The organism is Oribacterium sp. oral taxon 078 str. F0262, assembly GCF_000160135.1.
GTDB lineage: Bacteria > Bacillota > Clostridia > Lachnospirales > Lachnospiraceae > Oribacterium.
Genome location: NZ_GG729935.1, coordinates 397,450 through 412,224 on the forward strand (window position 1 = coordinate 397,450; position 14,775 = coordinate 412,224).

General features: G+C 53.7%; 13 protein-coding genes. 4 read left to right on the forward strand and 9 right to left on the reverse strand.

Annotated elements, in window-relative coordinates:
- Positions 1-89 precede the first annotated feature (89 nt).
- Together GCWU000341_RS09205 and GCWU000341_RS09210 are read right to left on the reverse strand one after the other, a co-directional pair.
- Positions 90-488: a hypothetical protein gene (locus GCWU000341_RS09205; RefSeq protein ID WP_009215693.1), complete on the reverse strand. Its 399-nt coding sequence runs from the start codon at positions 486-488 to the stop codon at positions 90-92.
- An 81-nt stretch (positions 489-569) separates the two neighbouring features.
- Positions 570-1,364: an ATP-binding protein gene (locus tag GCWU000341_RS09210; RefSeq protein ID WP_009215694.1), complete on the reverse strand. Its 795-nt coding sequence runs from the start codon at positions 1,362-1,364 to the stop codon at positions 570-572.
- A gap of 126 nt (positions 1,365-1,490) precedes the next feature.
- Here GCWU000341_RS09210 and GCWU000341_RS09215 point away from each other — a divergent pair, with 126 nt between their 5' ends.
- Together GCWU000341_RS09215 and GCWU000341_RS09220 are read left to right on the forward strand one after the other, a co-directional pair.
- Positions 1,491-2,627, forward strand: coding sequence for a radical SAM/SPASM domain-containing protein (locus GCWU000341_RS09215; RefSeq protein ID WP_009215695.1), 1,137 nt, complete (start codon positions 1,491-1,493; stop codon positions 2,625-2,627).
- Between the two features lie 397 nt (positions 2,628-3,024).
- Positions 3,025-3,960 carry an acyltransferase family protein gene (locus tag GCWU000341_RS09220; RefSeq protein WP_009215697.1) on the forward strand — a complete coding sequence of 312 codons (936 nt, stop codon included), beginning with the start codon at positions 3,025-3,027 and terminating at the stop codon, positions 3,958-3,960.
- A 248-nt stretch (positions 3,961-4,208) separates the two neighbouring features.
- Here GCWU000341_RS09220 and GCWU000341_RS09225 read toward each other — a convergent pair whose 3' ends face one another.
- The 3 genes from GCWU000341_RS09225 to GCWU000341_RS09235 all read right to left on the reverse strand — a co-directional run bounded on the left by GCWU000341_RS09225 (position 4,209) and on the right by GCWU000341_RS09235 (position 7,691).
- Positions 4,209-5,573, reverse strand: coding sequence for an MATE family efflux transporter (locus GCWU000341_RS09225; protein WP_050761992.1), 1,365 nt, complete (start codon positions 5,571-5,573; stop codon positions 4,209-4,211).
- Positions 5,574-5,720: 147 nt separating this feature from the next.
- Complete coding sequence (locus tag GCWU000341_RS09230; protein ID WP_009215700.1) at positions 5,721-6,761, reverse strand: LacI family DNA-binding transcriptional regulator; 1,041 nt, start codon at positions 6,759-6,761, stop codon at positions 5,721-5,723.
- Between the two features lie 63 nt (positions 6,762-6,824).
- Positions 6,825-7,691, reverse strand: coding sequence for a MerR family transcriptional regulator (locus GCWU000341_RS09235; protein ID WP_009215701.1), 867 nt, complete (start codon positions 7,689-7,691; stop codon positions 6,825-6,827).
- 341 nt (positions 7,692-8,032) lie between these two features.
- Here GCWU000341_RS09235 and GCWU000341_RS09240 point away from each other — a divergent pair, with 341 nt between their 5' ends.
- On the forward strand, positions 8,033-8,500 hold the full coding sequence (locus GCWU000341_RS09240) for a hypothetical protein (RefSeq protein WP_040654123.1): 468 nt from the start codon (positions 8,033-8,035) through the stop codon (positions 8,498-8,500).
- A gap of 81 nt (positions 8,501-8,581) precedes the next feature.
- Positions 8,582-9,721, forward strand: coding sequence for a C45 family autoproteolytic acyltransferase/hydolase (locus GCWU000341_RS09245; RefSeq protein WP_009215704.1), 1,140 nt, complete (start codon positions 8,582-8,584; stop codon positions 9,719-9,721).
- Between the two features lie 143 nt (positions 9,722-9,864).
- Here GCWU000341_RS09245 and GCWU000341_RS09250 read toward each other — a convergent pair whose 3' ends face one another.
- The 4 genes from GCWU000341_RS09250 to GCWU000341_RS09265 form a co-directional block, all read right to left on the reverse strand.
- Positions 9,865-10,878 (reverse strand): Gfo/Idh/MocA family protein, encoded by a 1,014-nt coding sequence (locus GCWU000341_RS09250; RefSeq protein WP_009215705.1) that lies wholly within the window; start codon positions 10,876-10,878, stop codon positions 9,865-9,867.
- The gene (locus GCWU000341_RS09255; protein WP_009215706.1) at positions 10,875-11,885 is read right to left on the reverse strand and encodes an ABC transporter permease; all 1,011 of its coding nucleotides are present in this window, start codon (positions 11,883-11,885) and stop codon (positions 10,875-10,877) included. Before GCWU000341_RS09255 ends, GCWU000341_RS09250 begins: the two co-directional genes overlap by 4 nt.
- Positions 11,886-11,888: 3 nt before the next feature.
- Complete coding sequence (locus GCWU000341_RS09260) at positions 11,889-13,382, reverse strand: sugar ABC transporter ATP-binding protein (protein WP_009215707.1); 1,494 nt, start codon at positions 13,380-13,382, stop codon at positions 11,889-11,891.
- Positions 13,383-13,550: 168 nt separating this feature from the next.
- Positions 13,551-14,657 carry a sugar ABC transporter substrate-binding protein gene (locus GCWU000341_RS09265; protein ID WP_009215708.1) on the reverse strand — a complete coding sequence of 369 codons (1,107 nt, stop codon included), beginning with the start codon at positions 14,655-14,657 and terminating at the stop codon, positions 13,551-13,553.
- Positions 14,658-14,775: the final 118 nt, after the last annotated feature.

Below are 14,775 nucleotides of genomic sequence, written 5' to 3' on the forward strand. Positions count from 1 at the left end.
TCTCTATGAGCATGAAGCGGGGGATACCCCGCGAAATGCGAATAGAAGGCTGCATGGTGTGAGCTGCACCGCAGCGAACCCATGCGGAATTATCCTTTCAGGCCGAGCTCGAAAGTCCTTCCTTCACGACGTGCCTCTGCACAGGAGAGAAGGAAGGACTTTATGACACGCCTCTCTATGAGCATGAAGCGGGGCCTTGAGAAAGATCGTTCGGCTCCATAGGGAAGGGGGACAAACTTACAGAAGTATCGCCCAGGAGTATGGGATATCAAAAGCTGCCATCTCCAAATGATAGGAAGTGTTTCCCAAAGAATGCCAGACGGAAAGCCGTCTGCGAATAGATGGGCAGATCCCCGGACCGGATACCTGACATCCTGCTCCGGGCTGATGGCTATGAAGTTTTCTGATATCTCAAGGGCTGATCCTTGACTAACTGCATGAATAAAATTTTTCGATTTAGCCAACGAGGATCCCAAGGTTTTCAGCATTTCTTGGCTCCTTGTTGACTTATATTTTATCCTCTTTGACTAATTCCTTGACTAAACTCTGTATTCCTTGACTATCCTTGACTACATATTATTGATGAGGAACCATTCAGCATGAACAGCTCTGCCTCGAACAGCAACAATCCCTTCATTTTTCATTTTCTGAAGCAGATTAGACAGTTTTTTATATTGCTTCTCCTCAGAAAGCACTTCTGGAAAAGCATGTCTTACAGCTTCATATATGTCGGCCTTCTTCAAAGGGCCATTCTGAAGAGCTGAAACCATCAGTTCCTTCAGGATCTTTTCATCAAGCCCTTTATTTCTCACATAACCGGCTTTATCCCCTACAGCCTCAGCAATCTTATATGATACATACAATGCCGGATATCGTCCTTCAACCAGCTCACTCTTCTTCAGTGCCTTATAGTCTTCTTTTGATATGGTCTTACGCTTCTGCACCTGATCCAAAAGAAATACCGTTTTCAGATCCATATCTCCCTTGGAATGCAACAACTGCGTATAATTCTTATCAAGCACTTTTCCATGTATGGTGACGCTCACACGGTTCACAACGTCCAGATCGTATGACGGAAGCGGGAAGCACCTGACTTTCTGTATATTATAAATCATCGGAATTCCCATAGAATTCGTATCGATCATATACATATTCACCATTGCATTACAGAGAAATGCATTCCTGTAATATGGCGGCTTGTATCCAGGCTCCAAAGCTTTCTCTATAGTTTCCGGAATAAAGGCACCCTCATTTATAAAAACAAGATGATCCTCAAATTCTTCAACATTAATCTTACCATGACGTCGGTAGTCAGAATGTGCGATACAATTGCGGAAAAATATCTGCGGAATCGCGATAAGCATAATCCTCTGCGCGTCTCCTTGCGATCTTCGCAGCTCATGAATATAATTAGATTCTAACTTCAATTTGTGCCATAATTCAGCTTATGAACAGCGCATCCTAAGGCAAAGATCTCCGGAGGTAATGTCATGCTCTTCCTTTTGCTGAAGCCGGTCTCCGGCCTTTGCAATATGAACTGCTCCTATTGCTTCTATCGGGATGAAATCTCCCAAAGAAGCTCCGGGAGTTCCGGAATCATGTCGGAGAAAACACTGAAAAATATCCTGAAAAGGGCACTGGACTACAGCCCGGATGCCCTGCTCCTCGGTTTTCAGGGCGGAGAGCCCCTGCTCCGGGGGCTTCCCTTTTATGAGAGGCTGATCGAGCTGGAGGAAAAGCGGGGAGAAAAAGGCCGGAGGGTTCAGCACAGCCTCCAGACAAACGGCCTTTTGCTGGATGAAGCCTGGTGTCGCTTTTTCAAAAGGCATCATTTTCTCATCGGCCTGTCCCTGGACGGAGTCCGGGAGAGTCACGACAGATACCGAAGAGAGCTCTCTGGCGCCCCCAGCTATCAGCGTATCCTCGAGAGGCTCCGCCTGCTGCAGCGCTGGAGCGTGGATTTCAACCTCCTCACCGTCATCCATGAGGACAGCGCCGCCCGGATCACGGAAATCTATCAAAGCTACCGGAGTCTGAACTGTCTCTACCAGCAGTATATCCCCTGTCTGGACCCTCCGGCAGCTTCCCGCAGGGGATGCGGCTCTTACCTGAGCCCGGAATCCTACGGAAGGATGCTGATCGAGCTCTTTCAGCTTTGGTATGACGATTTTAAGAAAGGAGATCCCCCCCATATCCGAATTTTTGAGAACTATCTCTCTCTCCTCCTCGGTGCGCCTCCGGAGGCCTGTGATATGCTGGGGCACTGCAGCCTGCAGTACACCGTCGAGGCGGACGGCTCCGTCTATCCCTGCGACTTTTACTGCACGGACCCCTATTGCCTCGGGAACCTGAATCGGGATTCCTTCCCCGATCTGAACCGGCGCTTCCGGGATACGGATTTCGTCCAGCGCTCTCTTCCCATACCGGAGGAATGCAGACGCTGCTCCTTCTATCCGCTCTGCAGAAACGGCTGCTATCGCCAAAGGTGCATAGAGGGAGGCGACCCCCGCCCCAGAAACCGTTATTGCAGGAGCTTTCGAATCTTCTTTGAGGCCTGCCTTCCGCAGCTGATCGAGCTCTCCGAGCTTCTGATAGCACAAAGCGAAGGCATGCATAAAATCCCATAAGGCTGCCCAAGCCCATGACAGCCCGAAGTCCGGAAGATCGGTATCCGGGACAGCTTCCCAATATCCGTTCCCTCCTGTAGTACCGACTCTCTCTTGACTATTTCCGGCAGAATAGACTAAGCTCTTTAGCGCTCGGCAATGCTCCGCCAAAAAGGAGCAAAGAGGCAGAGGCATCATGAAGAAAAGAAGCTCTAATATAGAATTATTGAGAATCACAGCGATGATTATGATCATCGCGTATCACCTGTTCCTTCACTGCATCAAGGCTCAATTAACAGATTCAGAGTCCATTGCGGCTTTGGGAAATGACTGCTTCTGCCATCCCTATTTTTCAAAACGATTATGCATACTGGCTCTCATCTCCCCGATGGGATAGGCGGGAAATGCCATTTTCCTGATGATTTCCGGATATTTCATGGCGCATAAGGACTCGATGGATCTGACTAAGATCTCAAAGAAATTGCTGCTTCAGCTTGGCTTTTCGGCAATGCTGCTGGGCTTTTTGTCGATATACGCTTATACGAATATAGATCGATTTCCGCCCAGGCTGATACCCTTCACCGTGTTTAACAACATGTCCTGGTTTGTCGGATATTATTTTATTGTAATGGTGATCGCAAAGGTATTTTTGAATCAATTTCTGAATAAGCTGGATCGGAAAAATTATCTTATGTTCCTGCTGGTTTTGTTTTCTCTTCTTCAGTTTGGCTGGAGCGCGATCATCCTTTCCAATTTATGCGGAGGGCTGGATGTCATAGCCACCGGCATATTTTTATACTCCTTGGGCGGCTATGTAAGGAAATATAATCCGTTTGAAAATATCCGCTTATGGGCCGTCCTGGCCGTCATCCTCTCGACGGATCTTATCGTTATCGGAAATTTCTATATCCATACCGCGAGCAATATCCTGGAATACGATGCGGCAGGCGGCGGCACATTTGTCCAGTCCATTCCGGAATATGCGAACAATCATCTCTTCCCGCTTCTTCTCGGGATCGCTGTCTTCGAATTATTCCGAAGAATAAAGCTTCCGAGGAATGGCATGATTAACTTTATCGGAGCTTCAACATTTATGGTATATCTTCTCCATGACAACGAATTAGTGTATAAAGCCTGGTGCAGGCAGAATTGGATCACCCTCCTGCATGAAAATGTGATCTCATTTCTGATGGTCTACATCATCTGGATCCTGATCACATTTTCGGCCGGCAGCTTATCCTACTGCATATTTTTATTGGGTGGAAGACTGTTAAGGCTCTGCAAGCCACTTACGTTAAAAAGAGCCGAGGCAAATGCGGAGAAAGCGTCTCCCGAAAAAGACGCGAAAATATAACCTGATCTAAAAGCATAGCCTGACCTAAAAGCATATCCTGATCTAAAACCACAGCGCAATCTTCTAAAATCCGATAGCCTGCCGTCAGGTATGGAGTCTCAATGTCATCCCCCGGTATTGGGATTATAGGGCATCACAGCACAGAAAAAATTACGGGAAGGGCGGCGCAGCGCAGAGAGAATTGGACAGGGCGCCGCAGACGCCGCGATAGCTTGAAGGCCATGCCTGCGCCGCCCCGCCGGACTCCCCTAGCCGGACGGCTTTAAGCTCTGCATCCACCTCTTCTTCCGGAATACAAGGACAGAGATTCCGAAGCGGACGCATTCCTCCAGAGAGAGGATGAAATAGACATACGGGACCTCAAGCTTCAGGGTGAAGGCCGCAAAGAGTCCGAGGGGAACCCCGAAGATCCAGGTTCCGATGATATCGATGAACATGACATACTTCGTCCTCCCCCCGCTCCGGATGATTCCGCCTCCCAGTATCATATTGAGCACCTTAAAGGGAGCGACCAGCGCATAGGCGATCAGGATCTGAGCGGTGAGGAGCTTCACGGAGTCCCCCACCTGATAGATCCCCGCATAGAGGCGGCTTGTCAGGATAATCAGGACGGAGAGAAGCAGGGATCCGCTCAGTCCGTAGAGAAGCAATCTCTTCGAGGCGGCGTAGGCTCCCTTATAGTCCTTATTTCCCAGCCTCTTTCCGACGATGACCCCCGCCGCCTGGGACAGGCCGCAGAGCGCGCCGATCATCAGGCCTTGTATGGGTCCGGTTAAAATCATCGCGGCGCTCGCCTCCGTTCTCATATGACCGTAGATCGCGGTATATACATTCTCGCCGAGACTCCACAGAAATTCACAGATTAAAACAGGGAGAAGCATGGCCATATACTGCTTCCAGCGAAAGCTCCCTCCCCGGCGGCTTCCCTTTTCTGTCTGCCCCGCTGCCTCGGCTCCCCTCAGCCGGAAAAACATAAAAAGCATCAGAAGAAAATTCATACCTTGCGAGAGCAGCGTCGCGGCGGCGGCCCCCCTTTCTCCCATCGGAGGAAATCCTGCCTTTCCGAAGATCAGAAGATAGTTCAGCGCGGTATTGAGAAGCGCGGCCGCAATACTCGCATACAGCGGGAGGCGCGCCTTTTCCATACAGCGAAAGAGGACGGAAAGCAGCGTCGCGCCCGCGAGCGGCAGGAAGCTCCCTCCGATGATGAAGAGATATCCGGCCGCCGCTCTCCGGACCCCGGAATCCTTTGTATAAAGCCCCATGATTCTCTCCGGAAAGAAAAGGCAAAGTCCGGAAAAAAGGACTGCCATGCCAAGACTCAGAAAAAGATTCAGGAGAAAGCTGCGTCTTACCTCAAAGCGGTTTTTCTGACCAATGTATTGAGAGATCATGATCCCCGCGACGGTCCCGACGGCAGAGGCCACGACGGAAAAAATAGAGGCGAATTTTCCCGCTATCCCAACAGCTGCGACGCTGACATCGCCGAGCTGTCCGATCATGATCTGATCCACAGCGGAAAAGGAGGACTGCAGGATAGACTGTAAGGCCACCGGCACCGCAAGGCGGCATACCGATGCGAAAAAGGGATGTTTTTCTTTTCTGTCTCTCATAAAATATCCTCCCGGCAGCATATCCCGCCGTTCCTTCTTCTCGTTCTTTTATCCTCTTATTCTCTTATCCTCTTGTCATTTTACCTTGCCGAATGACAAAGCACAAAGGTTAAGCGCATAACCACAGCCAAAAATGCGCGCGAAAAATCAGAGGAAATGACGAAATCCCCGCTGTCCGTCCTCTCTCATTCCCCCGCTGCTCTCTCGCTCGATCAAATGCACGGGAATCCGGATCTCCGGCTCCCGAATCCCGCCCTCCTTCAGAGCCAGGAGCTCCTCCAGGGCGAGCTTCGCCCGAAGCGCAGCGTCCTGCCGCAATGTCGTGAGAGAAGGGGAGATCATTTCGGAGAGCGGGATATCATCAAATCCGACGAGAGCGAGATCCTCCGGGATCCGAAATCCCCTCCCCTTCAGGAAAAATAGCAGCTCTATCGCATAGTAATCCGATACCGCAAATACCGCTGTTGCGCTCCGAAAGCGCTCCTCCATGAGGAGATAGGCGTTACAGCGCTCCTTCTTTCGGATCGGCACCCGCATAAGCTCCGCTCTTCCGGGAGAAAAGCCCTCCTGAAAGCCGTCGATCCTCTCCCGGTCGATCCCGATTTCATTATCGGAAATGCAGATCGCTCTTCTGTGCCCGAGCCTCCGGAAGAGCTCCCCCGCCTGCCTTCCCCCTCCGAAGTTATCGAGACTGATATTGACGATCCGCTCTGTCTTCTCACATAGGCCGTCGTAGACCACAAAGGGAATCCGGATATGCTCCCTCAGATATCGGTAGTCCTGACGGCAAAAGCCGATCACCACCAGACCGTCCATATTCCACATAGAGGCAAAGCGCAGGATTTCCTCCGCCCTCTTCGCCTTCTTCACCATCATAAACTGTCCCCGGCTCTCGATCTCCGCAGAGAGATGATTGAGGGAGGAGGCGATAAAGGCATCCTCCAGTGTATGCCCCTCGTACTTCTCATGGTCGTTGAGGAAGACGCCGATGATCCGGGAGGAATTCTGCGAGAGAAGAATTCCGGCCATGCTGGGGATGTAGCGCCGCTCCTCAAGGAGCGCCTGCACTCTCCTCTGCGTCTCATCCGAGACCTTCTTTGTCTTCCCATGGATCACATTGGATACCGTGGCGCTGCTGAGTCCAAGCTCCTCCGCGATATCGCTGATCCTCACTCGCCTTCCTTCCATGACAGAGCTCTGCCTCCTCTCTTTCCTTACTGCCGCTCCCGCTCCTCCGGGGAAAATGCGGACTTATCTCCTTCCTTGCCTCCCGCGGAGATCCTTCCCGCTCTTTCTGATGGGATAGCAGACCTCGACAACCGCCTCCCGCTCCGCTTTCGGCGCGACATGATAGATCGAAAACATGGGGCCGTCCGGCTCATAGTCATTTTCCATCAGCCAGCGAGGGAGGAAGCGATTCAGCCCGCGGTAAAAGGACAGCTCCCCCCGCATGGTCACCGTCGCAGCGAGCACCGGGCCCCTGACAGAGATAAAATCCGTGGGAAGCACTGCCCCGGTCTCTCCCTCTCTCTCCAAAAAAGAAGCGGAGATCCCTCTTTGGACCTCGACATCGACCTCTCCTTCCCGGAATCCTCCGTCGTGATAGACCGCGATATTAAAAGGCGGAGAGGAGAAGGAGATGCGCTGCTTCGCGGCATAATCCGAAAGTCTTCTCCAAAGAGCGGATTCCATCTGATAGGAGGCTATCCTCCGACGGAGCCGGACGATCCTCCTCCTCGGAAATTCCTTCACCGTGATATTGAACGCATAGCGATAGCCTTCGTCCTCCAGATGCCCTGACGCCTCCTTTAGAAGCTGAAGCTGCTCTTCTGCCTTTACGATCTCCGCCTCCTTCCGCGCGATCTTCCGGAGAAGAAGCGCTCTGAGTCTCTCCTCGCTTTCATAGTCCTTTAAGATGTCTCCGATCTCCCGAAGACTAAGACCCATGGAGCGGAGCGCCTCTATCCTGTTTGCGAGCACCAGCTGCTCCTCCTTATAATAGCGGTAATTGCTCGCTTCATCGATATAGGCGGGCTCCAGAAGACCGAGCGCCGCATAATAGCGAAGCGTCCGTATCCCGATATTGGATAATGCAGAGAATTTCCCGATCGGCAGCATGGCGTCCTCCCTCCCTGAGCTTTTATATCCTATAAAATAAAAAACACAGTCCCGGGAACTTGTCAAATCCTTTCCGCTCGCCTCCGAGCTTTTCCGCCTGAGTTCAAGCTCTTTTCTCTCAGAATCGGAAGTATTTTAAATCCGACGGGCCCCGGTCGTTTCCGCTTGACTCTACATCGGATGCAGAGCTTAGAATATTTCCCGAGAAGCAAAATATTCCCTGGCGAGCAAAATCTTATGTAAAAGGCAAAATCCTTCCCGGAAGGAAAGGAGAGGTCTTGTGCCTTCTTTATTAAAAAAACGGATTTAAAAAAGCGGAAAGGAGAGAAAAGATGAGTACAATCTGCGAGGAATGCTATTCCGAGAGGAGACGAATCACACCTCTGATCGAGCCCCGGCACTGTCTGGAAAAGCATCTACAGTATATCTGCGGATCCTGCGGCAGATGCATCTGCATCGACCGGGATGAAAAGAGGGGACTGCAGCGATGGAACTTCCCCTTCCGCTCCCTAAAAATCGCAGGGCTCTATCTCCGCACTGCGGATGTGAGCAGAAAAAAGTCCTGCGGGATTTATGAGATAACTTCTCCCGGAGGCAGAAGCTCCTTTAAGATCTTCTGCGGCTCTGAGGAGCTCCGGGAATATCTTAGAAAAAACAAGGGAAAGCACTGTAAATCCATGAAGTCGCTGCTCACGATGAGCCCCTATCGGGAATTTCCGGACTCCCAAATCAGAAGGCTCTCTTCGGAAGAGGTGGAACGGTATCTGAAGGAGCAGCAAGAAGAGAAAAACGACGGAAAAGACGGATAATAGGAGAAGAAAAGGATAAGAGAAAGGGAAAGGAACAGCGGAAAAGAAGAGTGGAAAAGGAGAAGAGAGAAAGGAGGAGAAATGGAGCGAAAATTCATCTCTCACTGCACGGAGCTAAAGGGGAGTCATTATGCGATAGGCTACCAGCTCGGCCTTCTGGTACATTCTCTGGCCCCCCTAAGAGAGCGGCTTCTCTCCGAGAGCAGACCGATCAGCGAGAGGAAGCTGAAGCGCCTGAAGGATATCTTCCGCTCGTATTGCCCGGGGCTGAATGAAGAGCTTCAGGGCTTTTCGGATGCCAATGAGATTTGCAGCTCCCAGGTTCTCTATTATGCGGCAAGCTGCATCTCCCCCGGATGCAGCCAGCTCGTCCTGTCTCCAAGGCTCACGGAAAACGGCCATGTCTATCTGGTCAGGAATTATGATTATTTTCCGGAAATGGATGATTGGGTCCTCTGCAGGACAATGGTAAAAGGGCGCTATGCTCATCTTGGGACAAATATCATGCAGTTTGGCCGGGGAGAGGGCATCAATGAGCACGGGCTCGCCATAGGCTGCAGCGCACTTCCCCCCTTCGATAAAAAAGAGTTCGCGGTCGAGGGACTGCAGTTCTGGGCCGTCATCCGAACCATCCTGGAGAATACAAAAAATGTCGAGGAAGCGCTGTGCCGGATGAAAGAGATCCCCATCGCCTGTAATGCCAACTTTCTCCTCGCTGACAAAGATGGAGAGCTGGCGATTTTTGAGAGCTTTGAGGGCCGGAAGGCATTTTTCCGCATGGAAAGGGAAAATCCCGAGGGCTTTCTCGCCGCCGCAAATCATGCTCATCTTGACGCCATAATCCGCCTTTCCCCATTCGCCATGAAGCATTCCGTTCAAAGGATGAGAATCCTCCGGAGCTATCTCGAGAAAAAGCCTGTCTCTTCGGATAGACTTCGCTCTCTTCTTTTGACGGATTTTCCGGACGGATGGAAAATGAGCTATTATCCATGCTCCTTTGGGACATTAAAGAGCATGATCTTTGATTTAAATGAGGCCTCCCTGGAGATCTGCTGGGGAGGACTCTTCGAGAATCGCTGGGAGCGCCATTTCCTGAGGGAAGCGCTCCCGGATTCCGAGCGGGAAATCAAAATCATCGACCGCCCCTGCCCGGAGGATTTCTCCGAGTCCGTTCGGCTTTCTCCTAAGGACGAAAGCTTCCCCCTTCCGCCGCGCAGTTAACCGCTCGGAAATTCCGCCTGACAAGGCGAGCTCCCGATCGCTGTAAAGCGAGAACGAGCTCCCACGAAAAGATAACTGCAAGCTCTGACGAAGAGCCGCGAAAAGGGAAGCTGCAAATATCCCCTTTCGCGGCCCTGCTCCTCCTACAGCGTCACGGGCCTTTTCTCCCGGAAGGACTTCGTCGTCGCGAAGCTGAGCTCCGTGGCTCTCGTCCCGTCATAGACGGAGACCTCCGGCTGTTCTCCGCTTCGTACGCAGCGGATAAACTCCTGCATCTCATTTCGGTAGGCCTCCCGGAATCTCTCCGGAAATCCCTCGACGCACTCCGTCACGACGCCTCGTTTATCATAGAGCAGCGCGAGATTCTTCGCCGGCATCGGGCTGATCCGGATGCTTCCCTCCGTCCCGACGATCTCCGTCTCGATATGGTAGCCGTGGGCGGCCGTCCTCCCCACGTGCAGCATTCCGATCGCGCCGTTTCGGAACTGGTAGAGCGCACAGCCCGTCTCCACATCCCCCGCCTCCGGAAACTCCGGATGCTTGAAATTCGCGCCCAGGGCATAGACCTCTCTGGCCTCGCTCCCCAAAAACCAGCGCATGAGATCGATGTCATGGGAGGCCATATCGATATACAGTCCTCCGCTTGTGGGAGCAAAGCGGATCGCACCCTCCACAGCGCTCTCCGGATCGATGCCGGTGGCCTTCACCAGATAGGGCCTTCCGATCGCGCCCTCCGAGATCTTTTTCTTCGCGTAGAGATAGGAGGGATCGAAGCGCCGCATGAATCCGAGGAAGAAAATCCGGTCCGGATGCGCCTCCACGGCCTTCTCCGCCTCTTTGCATTCCTCTACATTGACACCGAGGGGCTTCTCCGTAAAGACATGCTTCCCGCACTCCAGAGCCTTTTTCAGCTCCTCACAGTGGAGAGGACTGCTGGTCACGATGACCACGGCGTCCAGCTCCGCCTTGGAAAGCATCTCGTCGTAGTCGGAAAAGACGGACTCTGCCCCCAGGCGGTCTCTCGCAAAGGAGAGCTCCTCCGAGACGATGGAGCAGGCCGCTGTGAGCCTGACCCCGGGGATATGGAAGGCCAGATTCTCCGCGTGGACCTTCCCAAGTCTTCCGAGCCCCGCGATGCCGACTCTGATCTCCTTCATGCTTTTTCCCCTCCCTTCTCCTGTCCTGCCTCCTTCTGCCTCTTATTCCGCTGCATTCTCTCCCTCGTCACATCCAGAAGGACCGCCCCGATAATCACAAGGCCGAGGACCAGATTCTGCCATGCGGACGGCACGGAGAGCAGGGTGAAGCCGTTTCGGAGCACCGCGATGATCAGCGCTCCCAGCATAGTCCCCACCATGGTTCCCTTTCCGCCCATAAAGGAGGCGCCTCCGATGATGCAGGCCGCGATGGCATCCGTGTCGTAGGGCTGGATCGCATTCGCCCCGTTGCAGATCCCGGAGCGCCCAATGGAGACGATCCCCGCAAAGCCCGCCATGAGGCCCGACATAATATAGCAAAAGGTCAATACATTCTCCGCATGGATGCCGGAGAGCCGGGTCGCCTCCATATTTCCCCCCGCGCAGTAGATCGACCTTCCGAGCGCCGTCCTGGTCAGAAGGATATGCATCAGGATATAGATGAAGAGGACGACCAGAAAGCTGATGGGAAATCCCCCCAGAATCGTCGCCGAGCCGAGGAGCATGATCCCCTCCGCCCCGGTATTGCTGAAGCTGATCATCTGTGAGGCCGTGATGATGAGAGCCGCTCCCCAGAGCACGTTCTTCATGCCAAGCGTCGACACGAAGGGGTGGGGAAGATGAAGTCTTGTGAGAAGCAGCCCATTGATCAGTCCGATCGTCCCGCTCACAGCGAGGACGGAGAAGAACAAAACGATGGGATTATGCACGCCGAGCCTCACCATCGCGCCGGCCACACAGGCGCCGAAGGTCGCGGTAGCCCCCACGGAGAGGTCGATCCCCGCCGTGATCAATGTCAGGAGCATCCCGGTGGAGAGCAGCGCGTTAAAGGAGGTCTGCTTCAAGATGGACATCAGATTCGTCTTGTCCAGAAAATTCGGCGAAGCGATGGAGAGCGCCGCACAGAGGATGATCAGAGCGGCAAAGGTTCCGATATAATTCGCAAGTCCGTTCCATTTATTTTTCATCACTTATACCTCCCACGCCGCCTTCATCACATCTTCCTGATTAAAGGCATCGGTTTCCCGTCCCATCTCCCCGGTGATTCTTCCCTCTCTCATCACGATCACCCGGTCGCTCATTCCTAGGATTTCCGGCATCTCCGAGGAAACCATGATGACGCATTTCCCCTCTTTTACCAGCTGATTGATGACCTGATAGACCTCCACCTTCGCCCCGACATCGATGCCGCGGGTCGCCTCGTCAAAGATATAGATGTCCGCATCCGTGTTGATCCACTTCCCGATCACGACCTTTTGCTGATTCCCTCCGGAGAGCTGACTGACCCTTTCCTCCTGCCCTGTCGCCTTGATGCTGAGCTCCGACATCCTCTTTTCTCCCTGCGTGCGGATCTTATTTTTGTTCAGAAAGAGCCCTCTGGAGAAGCCCCTGAGATTCGCGAGGATCAGATTATTCTGGATGCTCTCCGCGAGAACCAGCCCCTGTCCCTTCCGGTCCTCCGTCAAAAACGCGATCTTCTCCCGGATCGCATCCCTGGGGGAGCGGATCTTTACCTTCTTCCCCTTCACGAGGATCTCTCCGCTGTCGATGGGGTCCGCGCCGAATATCGCTCTCATGGTCTCGGTCCGGCCGGCCCCCACGAGCCCGGAAAATCCGAGCACCTCCCCGCCGTAGGCGCGAAAGGAGATGTCGTGGAGGACGCCGCTTCGGCTTAGATTCCGGACCTCGAGCATCGGCTTTTCGCTTCTTTTCCCGTACTCCTTTGGAAACTGGTTGTCCAGAGAACGCCCCACCATGGCCTTTATGAGAGCATCGTTGTCCCAGTCCTTGGTCTCCCTGGTATCCACATATTTTCCGTCCCGGATCACGGTGACGCGGTCACAGAGGAGGAAGAGCTCCTCCAGCTTATGGGAGACAAAGAGGATTCCGATCCCCCTCTCCCGAAGTCCCCTGCAGATTTTCAGGAGCTGTTCTACCTCCTTCTCCGAGAGGGAGGAGGTGGGCTCATCCATGATGATGCACTTTGCATCTGTCAAGAGGGCCTTGGAGACCTCTATCATCTGCTGCACGCCCATGCCGTAGAGCCCCGCCGCTTTATGCACATCGACATCCAGTCCCAGGCCCTTTAAAAGCTCCGAGGCCTTTTTGTGCATGGCGGCATAGTCCAAAAGGGCTCCCTTTCGGATCCACTTATTGATGAAGATATTGTCTGTGACGCTCAGAAGCTTCTCGATATTGAGCTCCTGGTAGACACAGGCTATCCCCGCCTCGATCGCCTGCTCCGGATTCCGGAATACCCTCTCCCTCCCGTCCACGATGATTTTTCCGCTGTCAGGGCGGTGAACGCCGGTGAGCACCTTGATCAGGGTGGATTTTCCCGCTCCGTTTTCGCCGATCAGCCCGAGAATCTCCCCCGGCTTTACGCCGAGCTTCATGGCATCCAGTGCGACTACACCGGGAAAGCTCTTCCTCACATCTCTTAATTCCACGATATATTCACTCATCGGCACTCACCCTTCCGTATCGCTCCCTCTCCGGCGGCAAAGCTGAGGCCGCGCTCCCTTTTGCCGCCGATCCCTCTGTTTCGTCTGTCCTCCGCCACATCGCCCGGCGATTCGTCCTTTTCCCTCGCCGGGCAGATCCGGATGCCGCTTAGTTTCCGAGGTAGGAATTCAGAGAATCCAGCCTCTCCTTCGCATTGTCCGCGGTGATGATGGATACCCGGAGTTGATGAACTTCGGGAGCTCCTTCCCGTTCAGATTCGCCACTGCGGCGGCCACAGACTTATATCCCATCTCATAGGCCTCCTGCGCCACGGACATCGTCTCGCTTCCCTCAAGGATTGCGTCGCAGGCGGACTTGATTCCATCAAAGCCCATGAATACCGTATTCTTATAGGCCTCATTCCCCTTGGCCGCTCTCGCAGCGGCGATGGCCATGTCATCATTGTTGCAGCAGATGATCGCGACCCCCTCCGGGTGGTTCTGCATGATCGCCTCCATGGAGGTGACAGCCTTATCCGCCACTGCATCCGCGTATTGAATCTCCGCCTCCAGGAAGGTGCCTCCCGCGGACTCGATCCCCGCCTGGTAGCCCTTTAAGCGGTCTGTCGCGGTGCCGTCTCCCTGCACGCCGGAGATGGAGATCGCCTCGATCTTTTCCCATCCGGCCTTCTTCGCGGCCTCGACAGCTGCCTTTCCGCCCTCCTCCGCCGCCGTCTTGTTGGAGGTTCCGACAAAGGACAGCACCTCCGGCGCGTCGATATTGGTATCCACCGCGAGGATGGGCTTCTTCTGTCCCGAGATCAATGTCTTCACAAGATCCGCCTGGAGAGGCGCGATCACATAGCCGTCGTAAGTCCCGGCGTTCAAGTCGGTCTCGATGATATTCTGCTGCTCGTCATAGGCCGTCTCGGAGCTTGCGCCCTTGACATCGACCTTTATATTGCTGTGTTCCTTTTCGAAGGCCTTGGCCCCCGCGACGACATAGCTCCAGTACTCCGAGGAGGTCGTCTTAAGAATCACGTCGATCTTGTAGCTTCCGGAAAGGTCCGCTCCGGCAAGAGGATCCTCTCCCTCCCGGCTCTTCCCCTCCGCCTTCTCCGCGCTCTGTCCGACAGAGCTCTCGTCCTTCTTCTCCTCCGTCATGGCCTCTGTCCCGGCCTTTGCCTCTGTCCCGCTCGTTCCCGCCTTCTCCGCGCCGCTGTCCTTGTCGCAGGCTGCGGCAGAGCCCAGAAGAAGCACCGCCGCCGCTATCACACAAAGTCCTCTCCTAAACATCTCTCTTCCTTTCTGTCCTCCCGGACCTTCCGCTGGCCTCCCCTCCGGGAAATGCGGATCGCTTTTCCCCCTTTGTCCCGGTGAAAACGCCGTTCTCCCGGGAAAGCCGATCTTCTTC